Here is a 25293-nt window from a genome sequence, read left to right on the forward strand (position 1 = left end):
CCGCGCCATGCTATCACGCTTGCGGATGCTCTCTCCGACAAGGCGGTCATGAGCCAGCGACAGGGTAGGGCCGATGCTGAAGCTGCCTCGCTTTAAAGCTGCCGCCGTCCAGGCTTCACCAGTCTATCTCAACGCAAGCGCGACCGCGGAGAAGGCGGCTTCACTGGTCCGTGAGGCCGCAGCCAACGGGGCGAAGCTCGTCGCGTTCCCCGAAGTGTTCGTTCCCGGCTATCCTTATTGGAACTGGATCACCGATCCCGTCACCGGCAGTGCATGGTTCGAGAAGCTCGCCAAGGCGTCGGTGCTGGTGCCGGGGCCGGAGGTCGAAATCGTCTGCAAGGCCGCGCGCGATACGGGATGCCACGTCGTGCTCGGCGTGAACGAGCGCAGCCCGGTCTCGCTCGGCGCGATCTACAATACGCTGGTTTTCATCGGGCCCGATGGCGCGTTGCTCGGCAAGCATCGCAAGCTGGTGCCGACCTGGGCAGAGAAGCTGACCTGGACCGGCGGTGACGGGTCGAGCCTGCGCGTCTATGATACCGAGATCGGGCGTCTCGGAGGCCTGGCCTGCGGCGAGAACACCAACACGCTCGCGCGCTTTGCGCTGCTCGGGCAGGGCGAGCTCGTGCACGTCGCCAGCTATATCTCGCTTCCCGTCGCGCCCCCCGACTATGACATGGCGGAGGCGATCAAATTGCGCGCGATTGCCCACTCCTTCGAAGGCAAGATCTTCACGATCGTCTCTTGCTCGACCGTGTCGGAGGAAATCATCGCGGCGATGGAGACCGTCGTTCCCGACGCACGCGCGCGTTTGCAACGGAAGTCGAGCGCATTCTCCGGTATCATCGGTCCGGACGGGCGCGTGGTCGGCGATCCCTTGATCGACGACGAAGGCATCGTCTATGCCGACATCGACCTCGATCGCTGCATCCAGCCGAAGCAGATGCACGACATCGTCGGGCACTATAACCGGTTCGACATTTTCGATCTGCGGGTCAACCGTCGTCCGCAGACGCCGCTCGGTCTGACAGAGGCGGAAGCCGTCGCCGGCCAAGAGCAGGCGGGCTTCTCGTCGATTCCAGGTCGATCGGAATGACGGGCCGGTTCGCTTGAGGGTGCGGGATCATAAGACAGGACTTGGAGGATAGGATGCGCGAGAACGTGATCGGCCGGGCCAATGTCGAGGACACCCCCGAGCTCGAGGCCTATTACAAGGATCTCGAAAGGTACGAAGCCGGAGCGCTCTGGACCGTCGCCAACAAGATCGAGCCGTGGGCGCCGCAATCGGCCTCGGTTCCCGTGCTCTGGCGCTACAAGGATCTGCGCGAGCACGTGCTGCGCTCGGTCGAGCTGGTCTCGCCCGAGAAAGCCGGGCGGCGCGTGATCTATCTCAACAATCCCGGGCGGCGCGACGTGTCGGCCGCGGTCGGCTGGCTCTATTCCGGATTGCAGGTGATGCATCCCGGCGAGGTCGCCACGGCCCATGCCCACTCGGCCTCGGCGCTGCGCTTCATCATGGAGGGCGCGGGCGCCTACACCATCGTCGACGGTCACAAGATGACGCTGGGCGCGCGGGATTTCGTGCTGACGCCGAACGGCACCTGGCACGAGCATGGCGTCGAAGGCAACGGCTCGGTCTGCATCTGGCAGGATGGCCTGGACATCCCGCTCGTCAACGCGCTGGAAGCCAATTTCTTCGTCGTGCATCCGAACATCCAGCAGGAGCCGTCCGGCTATCCCGTGGACGACATGACCCGGACCTGGGGCAATCCCGGTCTTCGGCCGGCGGACTCGCGCTGGTCGAAGGGCTATTCGCCGATGTTCAAATATGAGTGGGAGCCGACCTACGAGTCCTTGCAGAAATATGCGGCCGCGACCGATGGCTCACCCTATGACGGCATCCTCATGAACTACGTCAACCCGGTCACCGGCGGGCACGTGATGCAGACGATCGGTGCGAGCATGCAGCTGCTGCGCCCCGGCGAGAAGACCAAGTCGCACCGGCACACCGGCAGCTTCATCTACCAGGTCGCCAAGGGGCGTGGCTATTCGATCATCGGCGGCAAGCGGCTCGAATGGGAGGAGCGCGACATCTTCTGCGTTCCGTCCTGGGCCTGGCACGAGCATGGCAATGCCTCAGCGAGCGAGGATGCCTGCCTGTTCTGCTTCAACGACCTGCCCGTCATCGAGGGCCTCGGGCTCTATCGGGAAGAGGCCTATGGCGACAATGGCGGTTACCAGTCGGTTGCCGCCTGATAGGCCCTTGCAGAATTCAACCAGAACAGCCGGATAGAAGCCTTCATGCGTCTCGTCACCTACACCTTGGGCTCCAGCGGTGCCCGTCTTGGAGCCCTCGTCAATGGACTGGTCGTCGATGTCGAGCACCTTGGTGCGTCCAGCGGCGTGACATGGCCGGGTGATATGCTGTCGTTCATCGACAACAGCGTGACCCTGCTGCCTGCGCTCAGGGATGCACTGGCGGACGCCGATGGCCGCTTCCCGGCTGGCTCGGCGGTTGCGGTCGAGGATGTAAAGCTGCAGGCGCCGATCCCGCGGCCGCGGAAAAACATATTCGGCATCGGGCTGAACTATCGGGCGCATGTGGCGGAATCCGCCAAAAGCCTGGATACGGACAAGGACCTGCCGAAGCAGCCGGTCGTCTTCTCCAAGCCGCCGACCTCCGTGATCGGCCCGGGCGCGGCGATCCAGCACAATGCGAAGATGACGCAGCAGCTCGACTGGGAAGTCGAGCTCGCCGTCATCATCGGCAAGACCGCAACGCGCATCGCGGCCGACAAGGCGATGGACCACGTCTTCGGCTATTCGGTGATGATCGACATTTCCGCGCGCGACAATCGCCGCGCCGGACAGTGGATTTTCTCGAAGGGCATGGACACTTATGCGCCGTTCGGCCCGTGCATCGTGACCGCGGACGAGATTCCTGATCCACACGATCTGCGGCTGTGGCTGACCAAGAACGGGGTCATGAAGCAGGACTCCAACACCAAATACATGATCTTCGACATTCCGGTGCTGATAGCGGACATTTCGTCGGGCATGACGCTCGAGCCGGGCGACATCATCGCCACCGGTACGCCTGAAGGCGTCGGCGCCGGCATGAGCCCGCAGGAATGGCTTTGGCCGGGCGACGTGGTCGAGGCCGGCGTCGACGGCGTCGGTGTCATCCGCCACCCCGTTGTTGCGATCTGATGACGAATTTTTCGTTCGATCGCGTGCTCAGGTTCGGAGACTGCGATCCCTCGGGGATCGCGTACTTCCCGTCCTATTTGAACATTCTCAACGGCGTCGTCGAAGAGTTCTGGGCTGGAATCGGTTTTCCATGGCCGGAGCTGATCGCGGTCCGAAAGATCGGAACGCCCACGGTGCACCTGAACTGCGATTTCTCCCGGCCGTCGATGTTCGGCGATCTCCTGACATTCAAGCTGCGCATCATCAGGGTCGGTGGGTCATCTCTTCATCTCGAGCATGTCATCTCCGGCGCGAATGGCCCGCGCTGGCGCGCGCGCCAGATCCTTGCTGCGACCTCGCTGGTCGATCATCATGCGATCCCATGGCCCGATGACATTCGCCTCGCTCTGATGGCGCATGTGAGTGTGGGCGAGGGGACCGAGGCAACGCCCGCATGATCTCGCTGTTCATGACATTCTCCGATTCCACGGGCGAACGGCGACTCCGTCCCGATGAGGTTGCCGCTGTGGCGGAGCGCGTCGGATCGATCCCAGGCATGACCGAGGCCCTGCTGTTCACGCCGCTGGAACAGTCGGTCGACCATCCTTACAAGGCCGACGGCACCGGCCCCGCCTTTGCGCTTCAACTCCGGTTTCCCGACCTGTTCGCCTGCGAGGCGGCAATGGACCGCGGCGGCGTCCTCGCCAGCCTCGCAACAGGGGCCGGGCTATCCGGCCTCACCGGACTCGATGTCGCACACCAGGTGATGCTGACGCGCCCGTTTCCGGTCGATGTCGCAGAGCATCCGGCGGGAACGACCACCCCGTGCAGTTACCTCGTGCACTATCCCGGCCCGGCCGAGGATATGAACGCTTGGAACCTGCATTATCTGGAGCACCACCCCTCGATCATGCGGACCTTCCCGAACGTCCGCCAGATCGAGATCTACACCCGCATCGACTGGGTCGACCGGCTGCCGTCGCAGCGCGTCGAGCATATGCAGCGCAACAAGCTGGTGTTCGACAGCCCGCAAGCCCTCGCGCACGCACTCGGCTCCGACGTGATCAAGCACATGCGTGCCGACTTCGCGAAATTCCCGCCATTCGCAGGCGGCAACAAGCATTTTCCGATGCTGACCAGAGTGGTGGGGGCGAGGTCCTAGGCCGCGTACCCACAAAATCCGGCGGCGTGACGCGGCCAAAAGCAATGTCTGCTTTGCTCCTATAGCGACCGAGTTCGTGCGCCGGCGCAGTATGTCGCGATGGGCCATTAACGGAAGAGTAGCGCTCCAGCGATTTGAAAGGAGTTTTGGTCTAAAAGCGGGTATGCTGCCTTTTGCAAGGCAGGCCCCTTCCTGCGAGATGGTTCTATGGACGCGAAATCGGCTGCACGATTGAAACAGCACGTAGAGCGGGCAATTGAGGAATTATCGCTGGCGCTCATGCTCGCCAAAGAAGCCTCTCCAGCAGATGAGTTTCTGAAATTGAGGAGATCGGTCGGCGATATCATCGCTCGGATGGACACCATGCTTCACGACGAAATTAACAAAGATCATCCAGGTGTGGATGGCATGAAAGACTGACCGCTAACGTCTGCCTCGGGTCAAAAGCCGCCGATTTGCCCAGTGGTCGGGCGCTTCCAGTCTACCCCCGTTTCCGGACAACTCCTCGCTACGCCTAACGAAAGCGATGGGCCAACAACGGACGTGGTAAACTGCAGTTACTCCCATTTGACGGGACCCCACGGCTGGGCGTCCGCCCAGGCTTTAGCCTCAGCCAGGGAGAGGTGTTCCCCCGAGTTAGTGAGCAGACAATAGTACAAGAACCCGTCCTTCGTTTCCGGTATCGGTCGGGTCTCATCTATCGACGGCTCTTCGTCAGTGTCGCGCTTAAATCTCGACGACGCGAGACGTGCTTCTTTTCTATAAACGGCAATGCGCCGCGGAACATTGCCGTCGTAATACCAGGTACCTTCCGCGACCTTTTGGTTCATAGCGACGCTCACACGCTAAACACGAAGCTGTTGTAACCGGCGACACCGAATGTCTGCAACGGGTCAAAAGTTGCCGTGGCGCCCCATGCTGCGGCAGCCCGCTAAGGGCCAACAGGTGAGTCGCCTATCACTTTCCTAGCGTAGCGACGAACTGGCGATGTCGCTCAAGCCACTCCGGCTTTTGCAAACCGATGACCTGTACACAAAGCTCAACGCATTCATTGCAAATAGCACCGGCGGTCTGCTGACCTTGTACGCTCACGGATACGGCGTTGACCACGGAAACAACTTCTCTCGGCTCCTTTCCACAAAAGGAGCAAATTAAGTCCGAGGCCGTCATCCTCTGATCCTTCCAGTCGAGTTCGATCATCCAAAGGTTCGCGGCTTGCCGTGATCTTAATCTCGCGGCTTCTTGAAAATGAAATCTAATGTTGACGAAGGGTCTTGCTTGCTCTTCCAGTCAGCAAGTTTTTCCTCTTCCGCGTGCAACTGACGATACAGTTCTGACATCCTGCCAAATATCGAGCGAAGTGTCGTGTCGCTCGTGGTCTGGGAAATTTCAGCACACCGCTCGGCCATGTCAAGATTTTCGTTCATGAACACTCTACGCTTCCGCTAGAGCCGACAGATTGATACAGTTAGAAATGACCAACCTTGATCTGCCTGTCGAGAGCTTTATCATCGAGCGTCTGGTCGAGGGCGGCTAGCGGATCAGTGAGCGTCGCCCCGATCGCGAGGACATTCCTGTTGCGGACTTCGTGTCCCTCCGTGACGCCGAAGAATGGGTGAAGTGGAAGCAGGGCTTTCCGAAGCTCAACCCTTATGCCGTTGAATAGGCCAAGAGGGGCGACTTCCGTTTTGGGTCAAGGCTGCCCTCGGCAGCTCCACGGCAGCGTTCCGCTCAGCCCTTGGAAGCCGACCGTGCGCGGTCAAAAGGGGAAGTCAGCAACGGGCCAAAAGCGCAAAGCGCGTTCGGTGTTTGTTGCTGGAACGGGAGCGCCTATGTCGCAGAGCAACGGCAGGCACGAATGGCCCGCAGCGGGCTCTGGCCGGAGCTTTTATCGCACCATGGAATTAAAGGCATCGACCATTTTGGGGGCCTTGTCCGTTTCGATCGATGCGCTTCCGACAAAATGGGGGGCGGCTTCGAACTGAATTCGTCGGCTCGTGAATGGCAGAAGAGGGCTGGCAACACGCGACAATTATAGTAGCGTTGTTGCAAGAAGAAGCGCACGGCGGCTGAAACCGGGCGCAACAATAAAACAGGGAGGACTTTCGATGCAGTTTCTCAAGGCTGCGGTTGCGGCCGGGCTTATAGTTGCGAGCTTTACGGGCCCCTCGCTTGCGCAGAACAAGCCGTCGGAGCTCAAAATCGGCATCACGACGTTCCTGTCGGGCCCTGCGTCAGTCTTCGGTGTGCCGGCGAAGGCCGCGGCGGAGATGATCGCGGAGGACCTCAACAAGAAGGGCGGCATCGGCGGCGTGCCGGTCAAGCTCTCCTTCATCGACGAAGGCGCGGGAGGCGAAGCGCTCGTCTCGAACTACCGACGCGTTGTGCAGGACGAAAAGGTCGATGCCACGTTTGCTTCGATCTCGTCGGGCAGCTGCACCCAGCTGGTGCCGGTCGCCGAAGACCTCAAAGTCATGAATTTCATGTGGGACTGCGGTGCGGCCTCCATCCTCGAAACCAAGAAGTACCGCTACAATTTCCGGACTCAGGCGAACGGCACGCCGGAAATGCTGGCCGTGCTCCTTTACCTGCTCAAGACCAAGCCCGACTTTAAGACGATCGCGGTGGTCAATCAGGATTATGCATGGGGTCGGGAGAGCTGGGAGATCTTTTCGACCGCGCTCAAGGCGATGAAGCCGGACGTGCAAGTCGTCGCGGAGCTCTTCCCGAAGTTCGGCGCACCGGACTACTCCACTGAGGTTTCCCGTCTGTTGGCGCTGCGGCCGGATGTGGTTCTGACCACGTCTTGGGGCGGAGATCTCGACACGCTGGTCCGCCAGGCCGGTCAGCGCGGCCTGTTGCAGCAGTCGACCTTCGTGCTCGGGATCGGCGAATCATCGATCCAGCGGTTGGGCAAAGACTTGCCTGAAGGCCTGATCGTCGGCGCGCGCGGAGACCACTGGTTCCTGCATCCCGAGAAGAAGAACGACGCCGCCTTCAAGGCGTTCAATGAAGCCTTCAAGGCGAAGACCGGTGCATGGCCGATCTACCCGGTCTATCACATGGCGCAGGCATTCAAGGCCCTGCAGACGGCCTACGACAAGGCGATCAAGTCCAACGGCGGCAACTGGCCCACCCGCGAACAGGTCGTCGACGCGACGGCGGGCATCGAGTTCGCCACCGGATTCGGCCGTCCGATTACGCTGCGGCCCGAGGACAACCAGGGTCTCGAAGCTCAGCTGGTCGGCGTCACCAAGTCCGTTCCGGGGTACGACTTCAAGCTGCTCGACAACATGATGATCTTCGATCCGAAGATGATCACCAACCCGGCGGGCGTACGGTCGGTTGAATGGCTCAAGACGCTCAAGCCGGACTTCGTCAAGATGGACGTGCCGACCTTCAAAGCTCAATAACGGCACGCTCGATTTTTGATCCCCGTCCTCCGTGCCTCGTCCCGGAGGACGGACCTTTTCCGAAGGCCATCATGAACTCGACACTCGCTATCTTGGCGATCCTCGATGGGATCAGCTACGCCGCACTGGTGTTTTTGGTCTCGGTCGGGCTCAGCCTGATTTTCGGCGTGTTGCGCGTGGTCAACGTCGCGCATGGTTCGCTGTACGCGTTCGGCGCCTACCTGGCTGCGACGTTCAGCCTTGCAATCGCGCCGATCTCGCCTTGGCTCACCTATCCCGCGCTGCTGGCCGCTTCCATCGTGATCGGCGTCGTGTGCGGCGGTTTCATCGAACGGTTTCTGCTGCGACCGCTCTCCGGACAGGAGGACGTCCTCCAGCTTCTGATCACTTTCGCCGCCTTCATGATCATGGACAACCTGCAGCGTCTGATCTGGGGCGTGCAGCCCATCTTCGCCGCGGAGCCATTGAGACTACTTCCCAACATCGCCGTGTTCGGCGTCAGCTACACGTCGTACCAGGTCATTCTGCTGCCCGGAGTCGCCTTGGCGACGCTGTTCGGGCTCCGCTACTTCCTGCGCAGGACGCTGTCGGGAGCGGTGATCCTTGCGGTCACGGAGGATCGCGAAGCTTCGACGGCCATCGGGATTGACGCAAAACGCGTATATTTCGTCACCTTCGTCATTGGCGCGAGTCTGGCCGCGTTGGGAGGAGCGCTGGCCTCGCCGACCACCTCGCTGGTCCCTGGAATGGGCGCCGATATGATCGTGCTTTCCTTTGCCGTCGCTGCGACCGCGGGTCTCGGCCAGATCGAGGGCACCGCGCTCACCGCGCTGATGATCGGCCTGACCCGTGCCTTCGTAATCTATCTCCAGCCGGAATTCGAAGTTCTCGTTCCCTATCTGCTGATGGTGCTGGTGCTTCTGGTGCGTCCGTTCGGCCTGTTCGGCGCCGTGCAGGTAAGGAAAATATGATGAGCGGTCGCATTAAGCCGGTCACCACGATCGCGACCATCTTCTTTCTGGCCAGCGCCGTCGCGCCCCTTTTTGTAGCGAGCTGGGCAACCTTGTTCGCGTTGATCCTCGCGAAGGGCATCGTCGTCCTCGGTATCATTCTTCTGCTGCAGGCGGGACAGGTGTCGTTCGGACATGCAATGTTCTTCGCTACCGGGGCATATACCGCAGCGTTCTGGGGCAAGTACGTCGGTGGCGGCGACATCGTGCTCTTTATCGCGCTGGGCGGCATAACCTCCGCCGTCTTCGGCCTCATCGTCGGGCTCTTCGTCGTGCGCTACCGGGAGATCTTTTTTGGAATGCTGAATCTGGCGTTTTCGATGGTGCTGTGGTCGCTGCTGGAGAAGATGTTTCATTACACCAACGGCGCCGACGGCATCCGGGTCCCTCGTCCGGCCCTGTTGGGGCTGTCGTTTACGCCCGAAACCTTCCAGTACGTCATTCTTTACGTGAGCCTCTTGATCGCGGTCGTCGCCTTCTACGGCGTGCAACGCTATCTCGATAGCCCGCTCGGACACATGCTGCGTGCCATCAAATCGAACGAGACGCGGCTCGAGTATCTCGGGACGTCCGCACGGCGCGTGCTTCTGATAGGCTACGTGATCTCGGCTTTTCTCGGCGGCATCGGCGGCACGCTGGTGGCGATCATCCAGCAGATCGCCACGCCCGAGTTCGGGTTCTGGACGAAGTCGGGCGAGTTCGTCTTTATCGCGATCCTCGGCGGCAGCGCCCACGCCTTCGGAGCGTTCGCCGGCGCGGCGATGTTCGAGTGCGTGCGCTTCTATGCGGCGGCCCACCTGGCCGACACCTGGCAACTGATCCTCGGCGTGGTCTTGATCGTCATCATTCTCTATGCGCCTAACGGACTGATAGGTCTCAGGCAGCGCTACGGCCAGGCGAAGCAGGGAGGACATTGATGACCAACGTCCTCCTTTCCGCGAAGGGCATCAAAATCCGGTTCGGTGGCGTCGTCGCCGCCGACGGTATCGATCTGGACGTGCTCCAAGGCGAGAACCTCGCGATCATCGGACCGAACGGCGCCGGAAAGACCACCTTCCTCAACATCTCGACGGGTTATTTGCGGCCGCAGGCCGGAAGCATCACCTTTCTAGGCCAGGAAATCACGGCGCAGCTCCCGCGCACGATCACCAAACTCGGCATCGCGCGGGCCTTTCAGATACCGCAGCTTTTTCTCGATCAGACCGTGATGGAGAACATGCTGATCGCCGCAGCCTCGCGGCTGGGAAGCCCTTCCGGCTTTAGGGCTCTTTCCGCCCTGCCTGAGCTGTCTGAAATGGAGCGCCTCCTGGATCTCGTCGGCGTCAAGCTGTACGCATCTCGCAAAGCGAGGGAGCTTCCCGAGGGACAACGCAAGCTGGTCGACATCGCTCTGGCGCTCGCGCTGAAGCCCAGACTGCTGCTGATGGACGAGCCCACCTCGGGCGTCGCCTCCGCAGAGAAGCTGGAGATCATGGACATCCTGACGTCCGCGCTCGCCAAGGAGAAGGTGACCTCGGTCTTCGTCGAGCACGACATGGACATGGTGGAGCGCTATGCCCACCGAGTCGCGGTGTGGAACGTCGGGAAGATCCAAAAGGTCGGCACGCCCGCGGAGGTTCTGGCCGATCCCAAGGTCCGCGAACAGGTGATCGGCATATGACGGCGATGCTGGACTTCGAGAACGTCAACGTCGCGATCGCCGATGCGCCGGTGCTGCGCAGCGTCAGTTTCTCGCTGCCGCCGGGCGCGACCGCCGCGCTCATCGGGCGAAACGGCGCCGGCAAAACCACGACGGTACGGACCATCATGGGCTTCACGAAGGCGAGCGGTACCGTGCGCCTGGGCGGTCAGGACCTGGGGCATGTTCCTCCGCACCGACGGCCCTTCCTGGGCATCGGCTACGCCCCCGAGGACCGTCGTCTCTTCTCGGCCTTTACGGTGGAAGAAAACATTCTTTTGCCCGCTCGCGTCGCGAAACTTAGCGCGGAAGAGGCGCGCCGGCGGCTGGAGCGAGCCTACTCCGTCCTGCCGGAGCTCGAGGAACTGGCGGGTCGCCCGGCGGGCTCCGTCTCGGGCGGCCAAGGCAAGATGGTCGCCCTCGGGCGCGCCCTGATGCTGGGCACCCGCCTCGTCATTCTGGACGAGCCGTTCCAGGGCCTCGCCCCTGTGCTGGCGCAGAGGTACGCCGAGGCGCTGCGTCGGCTTCGTTCGCAGGACCGGGACATTACCCTGCTGATCACAGAGTCGAACCCGAAGCTGCTCGAGACCTTCGCAGACGTGACGCTGACGATCGAGCGCGGCGAAATCGAAAGCCGGGTCCTTGCGTAGCGCCGTGCGGCCGCCACGGAGTTATTGCCCGAAGAGAAAGGGCCAGCGTGTAGCTGACCCCTTCAGCAGCACTTGAGCGATCAAAAAACACGCTTATTTCTTGCACTTCTTGGCCGACTCTTTGTCCGCATACGGACCACAGTTGTAGGCGTTGTTCAGTTCGTCCATCGTCTGCGGCCAGCTATCCATGGAGCCCGCCCGGGCACCACTCTGGCTAGTTCCCACGTTTTTCACTTGCTGGGAACGAGTTGGTTCTGCTTCTGCATCAACTGCGAAAGATGCAGAGAGAAATCCGGCTGTAAGAAGTCCGACGAACAGCGTCTTGGTCATCATGGTTTTCTCCCTATGGAGTTCGAGTTCAGAGTAGCCGTTGGTGGCCACGCAAAGCGGGGGAGTTCAAAATCAGCGCGACATACGGCGCACGATCGGAGGGGGTTACTTGAATAAGGTGATGTAAGTCACTCTAGACGCACTTGCTGCTGCCCATGATGCCGCTGTCCAGAGATCGACACCTCGATTGTCCGCGTCCATCAGCATGGCGCTGTGCCACTAGGAACTGGGACCAATCGATGGAAAGGTCACGCGGTGGCTTGACGAGTGAAATCCACGGCTATGGCTGACCGCGCGTTACGAGTCCACGCGCTAGATTGGCGAGAGCGTTGGAGAATTGGCGTCGCACGGATTCAGACGGTCGGCGCGTCTTGCAGTGTACCTTATGAAAACGGAAGTCCAGGTTGGCGGTTGAAGCCGTCGGCATCCGGAGCGGCGATGATGGCATTATGCCCCTGTTTTGCCCGACGGAACAACCTGTTTTCGTAAAATCCGTAAGGCTCTCTGCAAGTCATTGAAAACGCTGTCAGCGGCTACTGTGCATGGGGTTGTTTTCGACGTTTTGTGTTTTCAGCGAGCGGGGCCTGATCCAGGCCGGCGCTAGTGTCCGCCGAGATAGGCCGTGATCAGCCGGGGATCGTGGATGAGATCCTTGGCGGGGCCGGACTGCACGATCTCGCCGGTCTCGAGCACATAGCCGTAGTCGGCCGTCTCCAGCGCGGCGCGGGCGTTTTGCTCGACCAGCAGGATCGAGACGCCGAGATCGCGCAGCGAGGCGATGGTGCGGAAGATCTCGCGCACGATCAGCGGTGCGAGGCCGAGGCTCGGCTCGTCGAGCATGAGCAGCTTCGGCTTGGCCATCAGCGCGCGCCCGAGCGCCAGCATCTGGCGCTCGCCGCCGGAGAGGGTGCCCGCGGCCTGGCGCTGCCGCTCCTTCAGGCGCGGAAAGCGATCATAGACCTCGTCCAGCGTCTTCTGGACGCCCGAGCGGTCGCGCAGGCTGTAGGAGCCGAGCAGGAGATTGTCGGCGACCGACATGTCGGAGAACAGCTCGCGCTTCTCCGGCACGAGGCACAGCCGGCGCTCGACGCGGTCCTCGACGGACATCCTGCCGATGTCGTTGCCTTGAAAGACGAGGCGGCCGCGGGAGGCGAGCAGCCCGATAGCGGCCATCAGCAGCGTGGTCTTGCCGGCGCCGTTCGGGCCGATCACGGTAACGATCTGGCCTTCCTCGACCGACAGCGAGACGTTGCGGACCGCTTCGACATTGTCGTAGCAGACGGTCACGTCCGTCATGGAAAACATCTCGCTCACGCGACGCCTCCGAGATAGGCCTCTTGAACCCGTTCGTCGCTCCGGATCGCGGCGGGCGCGCCCTCGCAGAGCTTGGAGCCGAAGTCGAGCACGACGATGCGGTCGACCAGCGACATCACGAACTCCATGTCATGTTCGACGATCAGGATGGTCAGATGGTCCGACCGCAGCGAGCGGAGCAGCTCCGCAAGCCTGAGCTTCTCCTGGCGGCGCAGGCCCGCGGCCGGCTCGTCCAGCACCAGCAGCGCCGGGTCTGCGGCGAGCGCGCGCGCGATCTCCAGGATGCGCTGGTTGCCGAGCGGCAGATTGCCCGCGAGCTCGAACGGCTTGTCGCCGAGCCCGACGCGTTCGAGCTGCTTCAAGGCCTCGTGCCGGGTGCTGGCTTCCTCGCGCTGGTTGAGGCGCAGGGCGCCGGCGAACAGGCCCGTGCTGGTGCGCGCGTAGGTGCCGAGCATGACGTTCTCGAGCAGGCTCATGCGCGGCCGCAGCTTCACATGCTGGAAGGTCCTGGCGATTCCGCCCCTCGCGATGCGGGATTGTGGATCGCGCGTGATGGCGCGTCCGGCAAAGACGATCTCGCCCTTGTTGACCCTGAGCGCGCCCGTCAGGCAGTTGAACATCGTGCTCTTGCCGGCGCCGTTCGGGCCGATGACGGCGAGGATCTCGCCGGAGCGGACTTCGAAGCTGACATTGTTGACCGCGACGAGACCGCCGAACCGCCGCTCGGCGCCGTCGACCTTCAGAAGCAGTTCGCCCGGTTTCGGCTGGGGACGGCGGGGCAGGGGCGGGGCGGCTGGCGGCCGTTCGCGCTTGATCTTCGGCAAGTAGCGCGCGACGAACGGCACGATGCCCTGCCGCGCCCATTGCAGGAACAGGATGAACAGCGCGGAGAAGGCGACGATCTCGAGCTGGCCGGACGCGCCCTTGGCGATCAGCGGCAGATAGTCCTGCACGCTGTTCTTGAGCAAGGTGACGATAGCGGCGCCCACGACGCCGCCGAGCAGGCTGCCGGCGCCGCCGACCATCGACATCATCAGATATTCGATGCCCATGCCGGCATCGAACGGGCCCGGGCTGATGAAGCGGCTCATATGGGCGTAGAGCCAGCCGGAGAGCGAGGCGAGGAAGGCCGCGATCACGAAGGTCACGAGCTTGATCCGGAACGCGTTGATGCCGAGGCTTTCGACCAGGATATTGCCGCCGCGCAGCGCGCGCATGGCGCGGCCGACCCGGGAGTCCAGGAGATTGTATCCGAGGAAAAGCACCACGACGACGATGCCCCAGATAAGGAAATAGATCTGGGCGCTCGAGACGAGCGCGAGTGATCCGATACTGATCGGCGGGATCGACGAGATGCCGTTGAAGCGCCCGAGCCCCTCGACATTGCCGAACAGGAAGCCGATGGCGAGCCCCCAGGCGACGGTCGAGAGCGACAGGAAATGGCCCTGGAGCCGCAAGGTGACGACGCCGAGGATGGTCGCGACGCCGCAGGTCAGCGCCACCCCGAACACGAGGCCGAGCCACGGGGAATATCCATTCAGAGCAGAGACCCAGGCCGTGGCATAGGCCGCGACGCCGACGAAGGCGGCCTGTCCGAAGGAGACGATGCCGCCGACGCCGGTGAGCAGGGCAAGGCCGATCGCGACCAGCGAATAGATGCCGATATAGTTCATCAGCGTGATGCTGAAGGGGTTGAGGACGAATGGCGCGAGCGCAAGGCACGCTACCGCCGCCACCGCCGCGAGCTGAACGTGAAGGCGCGTCATTCCTCGATCTCCTCCTCGGAATGCAGCGAGGCGAGGGATCGCCAGATCAGGATCGGGATCAGAAGCGAGAACACGATGACATCCTTCAGCGCGCTGCTCTCGAAGGATGCGAAGCTTTCGAGGATACCGACGCCGACCGCGCCGATGGCCGCGCCGGGATAGCTCGTCATGCCGCCGACGATGGCGCCGACGAAGGCCTTGAGGCCGAGCAGGAAGCCGGAATCGTAGAATATGGTGTTGACGGGCGCGATCAGGATGCCGGAGACGCCGGCCATCAGCGAGCCCAGGAGATAGGCGATGGTGCCGGCGCGGGCGGGACGTATGCCCATCAGGCGGGAGCCGGTCCGGTTCACGGCCGTCGCGCGGAGCGATTTACCGACCAGCGTGAAGTCGAAGAAGAGATAGAGCAGGCCAGAGAAGACGAGGGCTGCGATCACGATCAGCATGGTCTGGCCCGAGATCAGCACGCCCGCAAGTTCGGTCGACAATGACGTCAGCGGCTCGGTCCTGACACCCTCGGGACCGAAGAAGAGCAGCCCAAGGCCGACCAGCGCGAAGTGCAGGGCGACGGAAACGGTCAGGAGCAGCAGCACCGTTCCGTCCGCGATGGGACGGAAGACGATCCGGTCCAGCAGCGGGGAGATGGGGGTGATCAGCATCAAGGCCAGCACGAGCCTGATGGCGAGCGGCGGCTCGGCGCGCATGGTCAGCCAGGCGAGGCCAACCACGGCCAGTGGCAACGCGAGGTAGAAGAAGAGCGCGCGCGGAACCAGCCGACGCTCGCCGTTGCGCAGCAGCGAGATGATTTCGATCAGGGTTGCGAGGCACGCAAGAATGACGACCAGCGCGCCCGTGCCGGGAAAGCGCTTCGCGTCGAGCGCCGCCAGCGTCAGCGCCGTGAAGGCCGCGATGTCGCCAAAGGGAATGAAGATGACCCGTGTCACCGTGAAGATGAGGACGGTCCCGATCGCCACCAGCGCGTAGACTGCGCCGGTGGCGATCCCGTCGATCGCAAGAATGGCTGCGATGTCGCTCGTCATTGAGAACGTCGTCCCCCTTGTTCTGGTGGCCTGCCGCCGTCCGACTACGGCGCGTATTTCCAGGCGCCGCCCGTCAGGCGCACCACGACCAGCGCGCGCTCATCGACGCCGGTCACCGCGCCCGGCTTGAAGTTGTAGATGGCATGCACGCCCGGTAGCTCCTTGGTGCTGAGGATCGCGTCCCGCAGGGCGGCGCGGAATTCCGCCGTGCCGGGCTTCGCCGTCTTGAGCGCGCCCTCCGCTGCGTTGGCGAAGATCAGCCAGGCGTCGAAGGAGTAGGCCGAGAAGCCGTCGGTGGTCGGGATGTTATGGACCTTCTGGTAGACGCTGCGGAAATCCAGCGCGATCTTCTTGGCGAAATGTTCGTCGGGCAGCTGCTCGGCCACGATGACCGGGCCGGCGGAGACCTGGATGCCTTCGGCCGCCTTGCCGCCGACGTTCACGAAGTCCGGATTGACGAGCGCCACCGTGCCGTAGGTGTTTCCCTTGAAGCCGCGCTCCGCGAGGCTGAGGAGCGGCAGCGCGCCTTGCGTCCCCGAGCCGCCGTCCAGCACGGCGTCCGGCCGCGCCGCGAGCACTTTGAGGATCTGCGCGGTGACCGAAGTGTCGGTGCGCGCATAGCGCTCGTTGGTCTGGATCTTGACATCGCCGGCGGCCTCCGCCGCCTTGGCGCCGTTGTAGACGAGGTCCCCCCAGGCGTCGGAGAAGCCGATATAGCCGATGTTCTTCATGCCGTCGCGCTTCATGCGATCGGCGATGATCTTGACGAGGAGGGACGCAGGCTGCGGCACCGACACCACCCACTGCTCGGGTGTTTCCGGCAGTTTGCCGATCGGCGAGACCGCGATCATCGGCACTTTCAATTCGCTCGCCACCGCCGCCATGGCGATGGTCGAGGGCGCCGTCGCGGTGCCTATCAGGAGGTCGACCTTCTCTTCTTCCACCAGCTTGCGCGCGTTGCGGGTCGCGGCCGACGGGTCGGAGCCGTCGTCGAGCTGGATCAGGCGGACGGTCTCGCCGTTGATGGTCTTCTTGTATTCATAGGCCGCGTTGATGCCGCGCCCGTAGGGAATGCCGATCGACGAGCCGTTGCCGCTGAGCGAGGTGACGAAGCCGATGGTGATATCGGCCCGCGCGGCGGGGGCTGTGACGATGCCGGCGGCAAGTGCAAGTAAACTCAGAGTCTTGCGCATATGCGTTCTCCTCCGTTGATGCTGGATAGGAATGCTTCGATGCTGCCGCACGGCGTCCCCGAACGACGAACCGGCCGATTGAAAACATTGCTGCGGCGCCAAATACCGGGCGCGACCGAAAAGAGTGTGCTCGCCCGGCGCTCAGCAGCCATGATGTTGCGTGCCGCGCGAACGATAGGCCCACCGGCACATGCAAGCGGGCCTTTTCCGGAGCGATGAAAGGTCGTCGGTGCCGCCGCGATGCGCGAACGGCGATGCTGCTGCTAAGGCCGGCTGTTCGAGCACGGCGACTGTCCACACGATCGAGTCTCTCAAAATCGGTGCCCTGCAACATCATTGTCATGGCCACCGGTCTTTGACCGGCGAGGAATTACTTAAAGCCTAAAGTAACTCCGGTGGCGCCGTCAACACGTGTCACGGGGCTGTCAGAAAAAAATGTTGTTGCATACAATTTCGTCAGTGTGCGGCGCTCCTGCGCTCATCGACCCATAGAAAACGCCGTGCTCGCCTTGACCCCGACGGCACTGGTCGCCGTCGCCGCCGCGCGCATTTGACGCGTCAATTAGTTTATGGTTGAAATATATTCATCGGCAGCCGACGACCGATCCTCCGATCACCGCTTGAGGAGAAGGACGATGCGCATCTTCTGGCAGAGCTTTGTTGATGCGAGCGTGAATGCGCCCTACATGGCGCGGCTGTCGGAATACCTGAACGACATCGCTGCGCCAGGCACGACGGTCCACGTCCAGGGCATCAGTCCGCCGGACCGCGAGTTCGGACGGCTCGCGGAATTGCGCTGTGCGGTCCAGGCAATCGACAACGGTATTGCAGCGGAGGAGGGTGGGTTCGACGCCTTCGTCATGGGGCATTTTCAGGATCCCGGACTCTACGAGCTGCGCTCGGCGCTCGACATTCCCGTGATTGGGACTGGCGAGGCGACGTTGCTGGCGGCCTCACAACTCGGGCGGCGGCTGGGTCTTGTGACGCTCGATCCCGTCTTCGAGGTCTTGCACTATGAGCAGGCCGAGCGTTACGGCCTCGGCGATCGCGTCGTCCATGTGACCGGCCTTGGCTGCAGGCCGGATGATTTCGCCGATGCGTTCGCCGGAAACGCTGCCGCGCAAGCCCGCATGATCAAGGACTTCGTCGCCTGCGCGCTCCCGCTGGTGGAACGCGGCGCGGATGTCGTGATCCCGGCCGGCGTGTTGCCAGGCCTCTTGATCGGGCGAGAGCATGGCCTGAAGGTCGGCCACGCTCCGGTGGTCAACTGCGCGGCCGTGGCGCTCAAGAGTGCCGAGATGTGGGTACAGCTCCGGAAGCTCAATGGCACCGAGCCCAGCCGCGGGCCGAGCTTCAGGCGGGCCAGCGCCCAGGCCCGCGATGACTTCCGCGCGCTACTTGCCCGTAACAGCCGCTAGTCCTCGAAAAACCGTTCCTGGAGAACAAATAATGATGACCCCCGAAAAGATCCTGTACGAGACCGAGGTGACGGCGACCGGAGGTCGGGATGGCAAGGCGGTCAGCGCTGACGGTCTGCTCTCGGTGTCCCTGTCCTTGCCGAAATCGATGGGTGGTCCCGGCGGCGAAGGCACCAATCCCGAGCAGCTCTTTGCGGCCGGCTATGCCGCTTGCTTTCTCGGCGCGGTCAAGCTCGTCGCGCGCACGCGGAAGGTGGTGCCCTCTGCCGAGCCGTCCGTGACTGCGAAGGTTGCGATGGGGCCGGTGCCCGTCGGATATGCGCTCGCTGTCGAGCTGAAGGTCAGCCTGCCCGGTGTCGAGAAGGCCGTGGCCGAAGAGGTCGTTGCCGGTGCGCATGAGCGTTGCCCCTATTCGAACGCAACCCGCGGCAATATTGACGTGAAACTGACGGTGGTCTGAGGCGGATGAACGAGGGCGGTCGGTGACCAACACCTTGCGCGCACCATATGACGGCGTGGTGATCGCGGCTCCCGTCACGATTCCCTATGTGCGCTACTCCATCGAGAGCGCGCAGTGGTGGATCGGGCGGGCGCTGAGCGCGCTCGTCGCGCAGGCCGGCATCAAGGCCTCCGACATCGACGGCCTGTGCGTCTCCAGTTTCACCATGGGCACGGACAGTGGCATCGGATTGACACAGCATTTCGGGCTCTGCGTCCGGTGGTTGGATACGATCCCGCTCGGCGGCGCCAGCGCTATTGCGGCGCTGCGCAAGGCGGCGCGCGCGGTTCAGGCGCGCGATGCCGACATCGTGGCGTGCGTCGCTGGCGACACCAATCACGTCGATTCGTTCAGGCTGACGCTGGAGAATTTCTCGCGGTTCAATCAGGACGCCGTCTATCCTTACGGCGCGGGCGGCGCCAATGCCAGCTTTGCGCTGATTGCGCGCAACTATATGCGAATGTTCGGCGTCGCGCGCGAGGACGTCGGCAAGATCGCTGTCGCCCAGCGCGCCAATGCCCTGCGCAACCCGCATGCGCTCATGAAGGCTCCGCTCACGCTCGAGCAATACCTGGCGGCCCGGCCGATTTCCGATCCGATCCACCTGTTTGATTGCGTGATGCCCTGTGCGGGCGCGGAAGCTTTCCTCGTGATGCGCGATGAGACGGCGTCATCGCTGAAGCTGCCCGCCGCGCGACTCCTTTCGACGATCGAGCGACACAATGCCTTTGCCGACGATCCGATGCAGGTGCGCGGCGGCTGGGCGATGGATGTCGACGAGCTCTATGCGATGGCCGGCGTCAAGCCTGACGATCTCGATGTCGTGCAGACCTATGACGACTATCCCGTCATCACGATGATGCAGTTCGAGGATCTCGGATTCTGCAAGAAGGGCGAGGGCGCTGAGTTCGTGCGCCAACACGATCTCACCATCGATGGCGACTTCCCGCACAACACCTCGGGCGGACAGCTCTCGGTCGGGCAGGCCGGTGCCGCCGGCGCCTATCTCGGCCTCGTTGAAGGGTTGCGGCAGGTTCTGGGCAGTGCCGGTCCCACGCAGGTCAGGAATGCGAGCCTCGCTCTGGCCTCGGGGTTCGGTATGATCAACTATGATCGTGGTCTCGCCTCGGGTGCCGCGATCCTTGCTGGACCGTCGCGATGATAGAGCAGATCAAGCCGCCCCGGCGCAAGAACCCGCTGCTGCGGACGCGGCTACCGGCCTCGCCACCGCGACCGCGCAGCAGGATGTCGCACGGGTTCACGCGCGCGGCCGCCGAAGGCCGCTTTATGCTGCAGCGCTGCGAGGCTTGCGGCACCTTTGCCTATCCGGCGCGCGAAGCCTGCCCGTCTTGTCTTTCGGCCGGCCTCGCTTTCGTCGATGCGCCGCGGCGAGGTGTACTGCTTGCCGAGACAACCGCACGGGTGCCGAGCGACGTCTATTTCCGCGAACGGGCGCCGTGGCGGATCGGCCTCATCAAGATGGATTGCGGTCCGATGATCGTCGCACATCTTCATGCCGACTGCGCAGAGGGCGCGGCCGTCAGCATGTCGCTGCAACTCGACAAGAGCGGCCAGGCGGTGGCCTTTGCCCGTCCCGAAGGGGAGACTCCCAACATGGCAGACGACAAGCAGTGGCGGGAAATGACGGCCGATCCGAAATTCCGTCGCGCGCTCGTCACCAACGGCCGCAGCGTCATCGGTCAGGAAGCCGTCGCCGCTTTGAAGGCGGCGGGCGCCAAGACGGTGTTCGTCGGCGTTGCCGAACCATGGCGGCCGTTCGCCGGCGAGGAGCGGCTGCGCGGCCAGGAAGGGATCGAGATCGTGACTCTCGATGCTGCTGACGAAAAATCGGCTACCGATCTTGCGGCCGACATCGGCGGCAAGGTCGATATTCTCGTCAACACGACGGAATATGTCCGGCCGGGCGGCCTGCTCGACCGCAGGGGCACGAGCATCGCACGGGACGAGATCGATCAGGCCTATCTCGGCTTCATCAATCTCGCTCAAGCCTTTGGCCCCGCCATGCGGATGCGCGGTGCCGACGGCATCAACAGCAGCGCGGCATGGGTCAATATTCTCTCGGTCTATGCACTGGCGAACTGGCCCGCCTTCGGCGCCTACTCGGCTTCGCAGGCCGCCTGCCTGTCGTTGTCGCATTGCTTGCGCGCGGAGCTGCGGCCGGGCGGCGTCCGGGTGATGAACCTGTTCACCGGCCCTGTCGACACCGAATGGTTCCAGACCGTGCCGCCGCCCAAGGTCGCGCCGCGCGTGATTGCGCAGGCGGTCGTGTCGGGCCTCAAGAACGGACTCGAAGAGATGTATGTCGGAGATGTCGCCGAAGAGATCCGGCAACGTCTCGCGGCCAATCCGAAAGCGCTCGAGCGCGAGCTCGACCGATAAGAAGCGGGATTTCAACCGAGCTGGAGGACTTGACGATGCAAAGCAATCTCCTGGAGCTAGCGAGTGCGATTTCTTCCGGCGCGGTGCGCGTCGTCGATCTGACCTTCACACTCAGTCCGGACTTTCCGGTCATCGTCCTGCCGCCGGAGTTCGGTCAGGCCGCGCCTGTCCGCATCCAGGAGATATCGCGATACGATGGCCGCGGCCCGGCCTGGTACTGGAACAACGTAACGTTCGGCGAACACACCGGCACGCATTTCGACGCGCCGATTCACTGGTTTACCGGCAAGGACCTGCCGAACAATGCTGTCGACACCATGCCGGTCAAGGACATGATCGCACCGGCCTGTGTCATCGACTGCTCGGCGGAGGCGGCCCAGGATCCCGATTTCCTGCTGACCGTCCCGGTTGTCGAAGCCTGGGAAGCCAGGCACGGCCGGATCCCCGAGCGGAATTGGGTGTTGCTCAGGACCGACTGGTCGAAGAAGGTCTGGCGTGACTACGCCAATCTCAGGGACGACGGCGCACACACGCCAGGCCCGAACCCGGCGGTGATGAAGTGGCTGGTGGTGGAGCGCGGTGTCATCGGTTTCGGCACCGAAACCATCGGCACGGATGCGGGGCAGGCCGGCCACTTCGAGCCGCCTTATCCGGCGCATCATTTCCTGCACGGCGCGGGCCGCTACGGTCTGCAATGCCTGTGTAACCTCGATCAGCTTCCCCCAACCGGCGCTGTCATCGTGGCCTTACCGCTGAAGATCCAGAACGGCTCCGGCAGCCCGCTTCGAGTGATCGCTCTGGTGTCCTCGACCTGAGGCCATGGCGCTCGCCAATCAGACCAAGAAATTCTCCCGAAAGACAGGTGCCATGAACTTGATCAAGAGCCTGGTGGCTTCCACTGCATTGCTGCTTGCCTTTCCGCAATTCGCGCAGGCCGAGATCCTCGTCGGATTCGTTACCGGCCTCAGCGGGCCGGTGTCATCGATCGGTATTCCCAACGCAAAGGGGATCGCGGCAGGTCAAGCCTATATCGGCGAAATCGGCGGCGAGAAGCTGCGGGTCATCCAGCTCGACGACGGCTCCGATCCGACCGCGTCGGCACGCAATGCGCGCAAGCTGGTCGAGCAAGAGAAGGTCGATATCCTGATCGGCACGTCCGGCGCTCCCCAGACGCTCGCGATGGCGACTGCGGCCATCGAAATGAAGATTCCGATGATCGCGGTGTCGCCGATCGCACCGGTGCCATCAGGCGACGGCGGCCCCTGGGTCGTGCAGACGCCGCAGCCCACGCCGCTTCTGGTGCAAGGAATCGTCGACCACATGAAGGCGAAGAGCTTGACGACCGTGGCCTTCATCGGTTTCTCCGATGCGTTCGGCGATCTCATGTACAATTCGCTCGAGCAGAGTGCGAAGGCCGCCGGCATCAAGGTCGTCGCCAACGAACGCTATGCCCGGTCGGACTCCTCGGTGACGGCTCAGGTGCTGCGCGCACTCGCCGCGCGTCCCGACGCCATCATGCTCGGCGGCACTGGCACGCCAGGCGCGCTGCCGGTCATCGCTCTGTCCGAGCGGGGATATAAGGGACCGCTCTACGGCAATCACGGGCTGATCAGCGCCGATTTCCTTCGTCTGGCCGGCAAAGCCGCCAATGGCATCATGTGTCCGACGGGACCTGTGACCGCGGCGGAGCAGCTTCCGGCCAGCAATCCGATCCAGAAGGTCGCCCTGGATTTCCGCGCGGCCTTCGAAAAGGCCAATGGCGAGGCGCCGACGGATTCATTCTCGTCCTATTCCTTCGACGGCTGGCTGATCTTCGCCGACGCCGCCAAGCGTGCGCTGGCAACCGGTGCCAAACCAGGCTCACCTGAGTTCCGTACCGCGATTCGCCAGGCACTGTTCACCACCAAGGAGGTCGTCGGGACGCAGGGCGTCTACACCTACACGCCGGCGGACCGGCATGGAGTCGACGATCGCTCGCGCATCATGGTTCAGATCGAGGACGGCAAGTACAAGCTGTTGCCTTGAGGTGCGAGCATGACCGCAATGGAGAACGATGCGCCGGCGAACATCACCGATGCGGTCGGCCGTGACAACGCCACGTCTGCCTGGGCGCGCGCGATAGCGTCGTTTCCCCCGTCCGAGCGCATCCTCTCGATGATGCTCACGCGGCAGGCGGAGCGTTACGGCGACCGCCTTCTGCTCGTTGCCGGAGAGGCGCGTTGGAGCTTTGCGCAGGCCGCGGCGATTGCAGCTGCGTCGGCCCAGACGCTGGCCGATGCCGGGGTCAAGCCGGGCGACCGGGTCGCGCTGATGTGCTCGAACCGTCCGGAGTTCTTGCAGGTCTATCTCGGCTGTGCGTGGCTGGGGGCAATTGCCGTCCCGATCAACACCGCGTTGCGCGGCTTCCAGCTGTCCCACGTTTTCCGCAACTCGCGTCCCGCGCTTCTCGTCGTCGAGGCTCAGTTCGCCAGCGCGGTCGAGAGTGTCGAGGCGGGTGTCGAGCTGCCGCCTCGGACCTGGATCATCGGAGCTGGCGCCGACGCCATCGGTGCCAGGCTTTCCGCGGTCCCGCTGCCACCTCTTGGCGCCGCAGCCCCGGCGGGCGCCGTCCGTCCCGGCGACACCGTTGCGATCCTCTATACGTCGGGCACCACGGGGCCTGCGAAGGGTGTGTGCTGTCCGCAGGCGCAGCTGTTCTGGTGGGGCATCTATTCGGCGCGGGCGCTCGGAATCCGCGAGGGCGATGTGCTGTTCACGACGCTGCCGCTGTTCCACACCAACGCGCTGAATGCGTTCTATCAGGCGCTGCTGAACGGATGCACGTATGTGCTCGAGCCGAAGTTCTCGGCTTCCGGCTTTTGGGCTGCCGCGCGACAGCACAATGCGACGGTCGGCTATCTGCTCGGTGCGATGGCGTCGATGCTCCTGGCACAGCCGAAGAGCGCAGACGAGTCAATGCATCGTCTTCGTGTCGCTCTTGGCGGCGGCGTGCCGCCGCAAATCCACGGCCCGTTCCGCGAGCGCTTCGGCGTACCGCTGGTCGACGGCTACGGGTCGACGGAGACGAATTTCGTGTTCGCCGGCACGATTCCGTCGGATCGGGCGGGGACGATGGGGTACCTGGCCGATGGCATTGAGGCGCGGATCGTCGACGAGAATGATTCCGCGCTGCCTGATGGAGAGGCCGGCGAGCTCGTGCTTCGCGCGAGAGAACCCTTTGCGTTCGCGTCCGGCTATTTCGGCATGCCGGAGAAGACCGTGGAGGCCTGGCGAAATCTGTGGTTCCACTCAGGCGATCGGGTCGTTCGCGATTCCGACGGGCATTATCGCTTCATCGATCGCATGAAGGATTCCATCCGCAGGCGCGGCGAGAACGTGTCCTCGTGGGAGGTCGAGCAGGCGATCCAGGCGCACCCCGCGGTCGCTGCCTGCGCGGTCTACCCGCTGCCGTCGGAGTTGGGTGAGGATGAAGTTGCTGCTGCGATTCTGCTGGAACCGGGCCACTTGCTACAGCCCGTCGACATCGTCAGGCATTGCGAAGGACGGATCGCCTATTTCGCTATTCCGCGCTATGTGCGAATCCTCAGTCAGATGCCGCTGACGGAGAACGGCAAGATCAAGAAGGGCGTGCTGCGCGATGCCGGTGTCACGACGGATACATGGGATCGCGAAGCGGCCGGAGTGAAGGTACGACGCTGACGTCGTATTCGCTCAAGGTTTTTGCAAGGCGTCCCTGACGGCGGCCTTGAGTTCGTCGAGCTCGCCGATCAATCCATCGAACCGATCTGCCGGGAAATCCGCCAGCAGCTCGGCAAGCCATGCGCCGTGGCTCTTGGCCATTCGCCTGAAGATCTTGCGGCCTTCGACCGTCATACAGACGATCTGCACCCGCCGGTCGAGGTTCGACGCCGTGCGGGTGATGTATCCATCTGCGACCAGGCGGTCGACGATTGGCGTGAGGTTCCCGGCCGAGACCATCAGGCGCTTGGGCAGCTCTCCCAGCACAAGTCCGCTTGGTTCGCGGTCGAGCTGGGCGAGAACGTCGAAGCGGGGCATCGTGAAGTCGAACTCTTCGCGAAACCGGCGCCGCAACTCGCTTTCGATGAGGGACGTGCAGGCGAGCAGTCGGAGCCAAAGGCGTGTTTGAGCCCTGTACTCAGCCTCCTGATCCGTCTCGTTCTTGGCCGAAACAGGGGTGGACTCCTTCGCGAGTGCCAATCGAATCTCCCGG

26 protein-coding genes and 1 pseudogene are annotated in these 25293 nt (G+C 63.1%); 19 read left to right on the forward strand and 8 right to left on the reverse strand.

What is annotated here, in order from left to right; translation table 11 throughout:
• The first annotated feature begins 73 nt into the window (after positions 1-73).
• The 6 genes from I6F31_RS31730 to I6F31_RS31755 all read left to right on the forward strand — a co-directional run bounded on the left by I6F31_RS31730 (position 74) and on the right by I6F31_RS31755 (position 4771).
• Positions 74-1096 carry a carbon-nitrogen hydrolase family protein gene (locus I6F31_RS31730; RefSeq protein WP_225186657.1) on the forward strand — a complete coding sequence of 341 codons (1023 nt, stop codon included), beginning with the start codon at positions 74-76 and terminating at the stop codon, positions 1094-1096.
• A 53-nt stretch (positions 1097-1149) separates the two neighbouring features.
• A complete protein-coding gene (locus tag I6F31_RS31735; RefSeq protein ID WP_109144189.1) occupies positions 1150-2256 on the forward strand; it encodes a cupin domain-containing protein in 1107 nt (368 codons plus the stop codon).
• Positions 2257-2301: 45 nt separating this feature from the next.
• The gene (locus I6F31_RS31740; protein WP_225186658.1) at positions 2302-3210 is read left to right on the forward strand and encodes a fumarylacetoacetate hydrolase family protein; all 909 of its coding nucleotides are present in this window, start codon (positions 2302-2304) and stop codon (positions 3208-3210) included.
• Positions 3210-3647 (forward strand): thioesterase family protein, encoded by a 438-nt coding sequence (locus tag I6F31_RS31745; protein ID WP_225186659.1) that lies wholly within the window; start codon positions 3210-3212, stop codon positions 3645-3647. Before I6F31_RS31740 ends, I6F31_RS31745 begins: the two co-directional genes overlap by 1 nt.
• Positions 3644-4351 carry a hypothetical protein gene (locus I6F31_RS31750; protein ID WP_225186660.1) on the forward strand — a complete coding sequence of 236 codons (708 nt, stop codon included), beginning with the start codon at positions 3644-3646 and terminating at the stop codon, positions 4349-4351. Before I6F31_RS31745 ends, I6F31_RS31750 begins: the two co-directional genes overlap by 4 nt.
• Before the next feature lie 207 nt (positions 4352-4558).
• Complete coding sequence (locus I6F31_RS31755; RefSeq protein WP_036013403.1) at positions 4559-4771, forward strand: hypothetical protein; 213 nt, start codon at positions 4559-4561, stop codon at positions 4769-4771.
• A 537-nt stretch (positions 4772-5308) separates the two neighbouring features.
• Here the strand turns inward: I6F31_RS31755 and I6F31_RS31760 are convergent.
• A complete protein-coding gene (locus tag I6F31_RS31760; protein ID WP_036013407.1) occupies positions 5309-5551 on the reverse strand; it encodes a ClpX C4-type zinc finger protein in 243 nt (80 codons plus the stop codon).
• A gap of 26 nt (positions 5552-5577) precedes the next feature.
• Complete coding sequence (locus tag I6F31_RS31765) at positions 5578-5778, reverse strand: hypothetical protein (RefSeq protein ID WP_036013408.1); 201 nt, start codon at positions 5776-5778, stop codon at positions 5578-5580.
• Between the two features lie 570 nt (positions 5779-6348).
• On the opposite strand from I6F31_RS31765, the gene I6F31_RS31770 reads away from it, so the two are divergent.
• The 5 genes from I6F31_RS31770 to I6F31_RS31790 all read left to right on the forward strand — a co-directional run bounded on the left by I6F31_RS31770 (position 6349) and on the right by I6F31_RS31790 (position 11102).
• A complete protein-coding gene (locus I6F31_RS31770; RefSeq protein ID WP_225186661.1) occupies positions 6349-7764 on the forward strand; it encodes an ABC transporter substrate-binding protein in 1416 nt (471 codons plus the stop codon).
• A 71-nt stretch (positions 7765-7835) separates the two neighbouring features.
• Positions 7836-8735: a branched-chain amino acid ABC transporter permease gene (locus I6F31_RS31775; RefSeq protein ID WP_036013410.1), complete on the forward strand. Its 900-nt coding sequence runs from the start codon at positions 7836-7838 to the stop codon at positions 8733-8735.
• Entirely contained in the window at positions 8735-9691 is a 957-nt protein-coding gene (locus I6F31_RS31780) for a branched-chain amino acid ABC transporter permease (RefSeq protein ID WP_225125911.1), read from the forward strand. Before I6F31_RS31775 ends, I6F31_RS31780 begins: the two co-directional genes overlap by 1 nt.
• Complete coding sequence (locus I6F31_RS31785; protein ID WP_036013413.1) at positions 9691-10434, forward strand: ABC transporter ATP-binding protein; 744 nt, start codon at positions 9691-9693, stop codon at positions 10432-10434. The genes I6F31_RS31780 and I6F31_RS31785 overlap by 1 nt, the downstream gene beginning before the upstream one ends.
• Positions 10431-11102 (forward strand): ATP-binding cassette domain-containing protein, encoded by a 672-nt coding sequence (locus tag I6F31_RS31790; protein WP_225125910.1) that lies wholly within the window; start codon positions 10431-10433, stop codon positions 11100-11102. Before I6F31_RS31785 ends, I6F31_RS31790 begins: the two co-directional genes overlap by 4 nt.
• 93 nt (positions 11103-11195) lie before the next feature.
• On the opposite strand, the gene I6F31_RS31795 is transcribed toward I6F31_RS31790, so the two are convergent.
• Positions 11196-11435 (reverse strand): hypothetical protein, encoded by a 240-nt coding sequence (locus tag I6F31_RS31795; protein ID WP_225186662.1) that lies wholly within the window; start codon positions 11433-11435, stop codon positions 11196-11198.
• A 136-nt stretch (positions 11436-11571) separates the two neighbouring features.
• On the opposite strand from I6F31_RS31795, the pseudogene I6F31_RS31800 reads away from it, so the two are divergent.
• Positions 11572-11710, forward strand: a pseudogene (locus I6F31_RS31800) (IS5/IS1182 family transposase); the annotation flags it as partial.
• Between the two features lie 322 nt (positions 11711-12032).
• On the opposite strand, the gene I6F31_RS31805 reads toward I6F31_RS31800, so the two are convergent.
• Genes I6F31_RS31805 through I6F31_RS31820 form a run of 4 tightly spaced genes read right to left on the reverse strand, consistent with a single transcriptional unit; the run spans position 12033 to position 16745 of the window.
• On the reverse strand, positions 12033-12746 hold the full coding sequence (locus I6F31_RS31805) for an ABC transporter ATP-binding protein (protein ID WP_109144179.1): 714 nt from the start codon (positions 12744-12746) through the stop codon (positions 12033-12035).
• On the reverse strand, positions 12743-14512 hold the full coding sequence (locus I6F31_RS31810) for a branched-chain amino acid ABC transporter ATP-binding protein/permease (RefSeq protein ID WP_225186663.1): 1770 nt from the start codon (positions 14510-14512) through the stop codon (positions 12743-12745). The genes I6F31_RS31805 and I6F31_RS31810 overlap by 4 nt, the downstream gene beginning before the upstream one ends.
• Entirely contained in the window at positions 14509-15552 is a 1044-nt protein-coding gene (locus I6F31_RS31815) for a branched-chain amino acid ABC transporter permease (RefSeq protein ID WP_225155801.1), read from the reverse strand. Before I6F31_RS31815 ends, I6F31_RS31810 begins: the two co-directional genes overlap by 4 nt.
• A gap of 44 nt (positions 15553-15596) precedes the next feature.
• The gene (locus tag I6F31_RS31820; RefSeq protein ID WP_225186664.1) at positions 15597-16745 is read right to left on the reverse strand and encodes an ABC transporter substrate-binding protein; all 1149 of its coding nucleotides are present in this window, start codon (positions 16743-16745) and stop codon (positions 15597-15599) included.
• Positions 16746-17380: 635 nt separating this feature from the next.
• On the opposite strand from I6F31_RS31820, the gene I6F31_RS31825 reads away from it, so the two are divergent.
• From I6F31_RS31825 to I6F31_RS31855, 7 genes are read left to right on the forward strand one after another with little or no spacing between them, the layout of a single operon-like run.
• On the forward strand, positions 17381-18163 hold the full coding sequence (locus I6F31_RS31825) for an aspartate/glutamate racemase family protein (RefSeq protein ID WP_057029858.1): 783 nt from the start codon (positions 17381-17383) through the stop codon (positions 18161-18163).
• A 31-nt stretch (positions 18164-18194) separates the two neighbouring features.
• Positions 18195-18623 carry an organic hydroperoxide resistance protein gene (locus I6F31_RS31830; protein WP_109144176.1) on the forward strand — a complete coding sequence of 143 codons (429 nt, stop codon included), beginning with the start codon at positions 18195-18197 and terminating at the stop codon, positions 18621-18623.
• 22 nt (positions 18624-18645) lie between these two features.
• Positions 18646-19824 carry a thiolase family protein gene (locus tag I6F31_RS31835; protein ID WP_109144175.1) on the forward strand — a complete coding sequence of 393 codons (1179 nt, stop codon included), beginning with the start codon at positions 18646-18648 and terminating at the stop codon, positions 19822-19824.
• Complete coding sequence (locus I6F31_RS31840; RefSeq protein WP_225186665.1) at positions 19821-21062, forward strand: SDR family NAD(P)-dependent oxidoreductase; 1242 nt, start codon at positions 19821-19823, stop codon at positions 21060-21062. Before I6F31_RS31835 ends, I6F31_RS31840 begins: the two co-directional genes overlap by 4 nt.
• A 35-nt stretch (positions 21063-21097) precedes the next feature.
• The gene (locus I6F31_RS31845) at positions 21098-21877 is read left to right on the forward strand and encodes a cyclase family protein (protein ID WP_225186666.1); all 780 of its coding nucleotides are present in this window, start codon (positions 21098-21100) and stop codon (positions 21875-21877) included.
• A gap of 52 nt (positions 21878-21929) precedes the next feature.
• Positions 21930-23087 (forward strand): ABC transporter substrate-binding protein, encoded by a 1158-nt coding sequence (locus I6F31_RS31850; protein WP_225186667.1) that lies wholly within the window; start codon positions 21930-21932, stop codon positions 23085-23087.
• A 9-nt stretch (positions 23088-23096) separates the two neighbouring features.
• On the forward strand, positions 23097-24761 hold the full coding sequence (locus I6F31_RS31855; protein ID WP_225186668.1) for an ATP-dependent acyl-CoA ligase: 1665 nt from the start codon (positions 23097-23099) through the stop codon (positions 24759-24761).
• A gap of 12 nt (positions 24762-24773) precedes the next feature.
• Here I6F31_RS31855 and I6F31_RS31860 read toward each other — a convergent pair whose 3' ends face one another.
• Entirely contained in the window at positions 24774-25280 is a 507-nt protein-coding gene (locus I6F31_RS31860) for a MarR family transcriptional regulator (protein WP_036013463.1), read from the reverse strand.
• Positions 25281-25293 lie beyond the last annotated feature (13 nt).

Origin of the sequence: Bradyrhizobium sp. NBAIM01 (assembly GCF_020194115.1) — a bacterium.
Taxonomy (GTDB): Bacteria; Pseudomonadota; Alphaproteobacteria; order Rhizobiales; family Xanthobacteraceae; genus Bradyrhizobium; species Bradyrhizobium yuanmingense.

Bases quoted from the DNA above. Each gene is read 5' to 3' on its own strand.
- I6F31_RS31855 (WP_225186668.1), top strand. From the start codon at position 23,097: ATGACCGCAATGGAGAACGATGCGCCGGCGAACATCACCGATGCGGTC.
- I6F31_RS31810 (WP_225186663.1), bottom strand. From the start codon at position 14,512: ATGACGCGCCTTCACGTTCAGCTCGCGGCGGTGGCGGCGGTAGCGTGC.
- I6F31_RS31825 (WP_057029858.1), top strand. From the start codon at position 17,381: ATGCGCATCTTCTGGCAGAGCTTTGTTGATGCGAGCGTGAATGCGCCC.
- I6F31_RS31845 (WP_225186666.1), top strand. From the start codon at position 21,098: ATGCAAAGCAATCTCCTGGAGCTAGCGAGTGCGATTTCTTCCGGCGCG.
- I6F31_RS31775 (WP_036013410.1), top strand. From the start codon at position 7,836: ATGAACTCGACACTCGCTATCTTGGCGATCCTCGATGGGATCAGCTAC.
- I6F31_RS31755 (WP_036013403.1), top strand. From the start codon at position 4,559: ATGGACGCGAAATCGGCTGCACGATTGAAACAGCACGTAGAGCGGGCA.
- I6F31_RS31730 (WP_225186657.1), top strand. From the start codon at position 74: ATGCTGAAGCTGCCTCGCTTTAAAGCTGCCGCCGTCCAGGCTTCACCA.
- I6F31_RS31795 (WP_225186662.1), bottom strand. From the start codon at position 11,435: ATGATGACCAAGACGCTGTTCGTCGGACTTCTTACAGCCGGATTTCTC.
- I6F31_RS31745 (WP_225186659.1), top strand. From the start codon at position 3,210: ATGACGAATTTTTCGTTCGATCGCGTGCTCAGGTTCGGAGACTGCGAT.
- I6F31_RS31760 (WP_036013407.1), bottom strand. From the start codon at position 5,551: ATGATCGAACTCGACTGGAAGGATCAGAGGATGACGGCCTCGGACTTA.
- I6F31_RS31815 (WP_225155801.1), bottom strand. From the start codon at position 15,552: ATGACGAGCGACATCGCAGCCATTCTTGCGATCGACGGGATCGCCACC.
- I6F31_RS31750 (WP_225186660.1), top strand. From the start codon at position 3,644: ATGATCTCGCTGTTCATGACATTCTCCGATTCCACGGGCGAACGGCGA.
- I6F31_RS31840 (WP_225186665.1), top strand. From the start codon at position 19,821: ATGATAGAGCAGATCAAGCCGCCCCGGCGCAAGAACCCGCTGCTGCGG.
- I6F31_RS31820 (WP_225186664.1), bottom strand. From the start codon at position 16,745: ATGCGCAAGACTCTGAGTTTACTTGCACTTGCCGCCGGCATCGTCACA.
- I6F31_RS31765 (WP_036013408.1), bottom strand. From the start codon at position 5,778: ATGAACGAAAATCTTGACATGGCCGAGCGGTGTGCTGAAATTTCCCAG.
- I6F31_RS31740 (WP_225186658.1), top strand. From the start codon at position 2,302: ATGCGTCTCGTCACCTACACCTTGGGCTCCAGCGGTGCCCGTCTTGGA.
- I6F31_RS31780 (WP_225125911.1), top strand. From the start codon at position 8,735: ATGAGCGGTCGCATTAAGCCGGTCACCACGATCGCGACCATCTTCTTT.
- I6F31_RS31830 (WP_109144176.1), top strand. From the start codon at position 18,195: ATGATGACCCCCGAAAAGATCCTGTACGAGACCGAGGTGACGGCGACC.
- I6F31_RS31850 (WP_225186667.1), top strand. From the start codon at position 21,930: ATGAACTTGATCAAGAGCCTGGTGGCTTCCACTGCATTGCTGCTTGCC.
- I6F31_RS31785 (WP_036013413.1), top strand. From the start codon at position 9,691: ATGACCAACGTCCTCCTTTCCGCGAAGGGCATCAAAATCCGGTTCGGT.
- I6F31_RS31790 (WP_225125910.1), top strand. From the start codon at position 10,431: ATGACGGCGATGCTGGACTTCGAGAACGTCAACGTCGCGATCGCCGAT.
- I6F31_RS31735 (WP_109144189.1), top strand. From the start codon at position 1,150: ATGCGCGAGAACGTGATCGGCCGGGCCAATGTCGAGGACACCCCCGAG.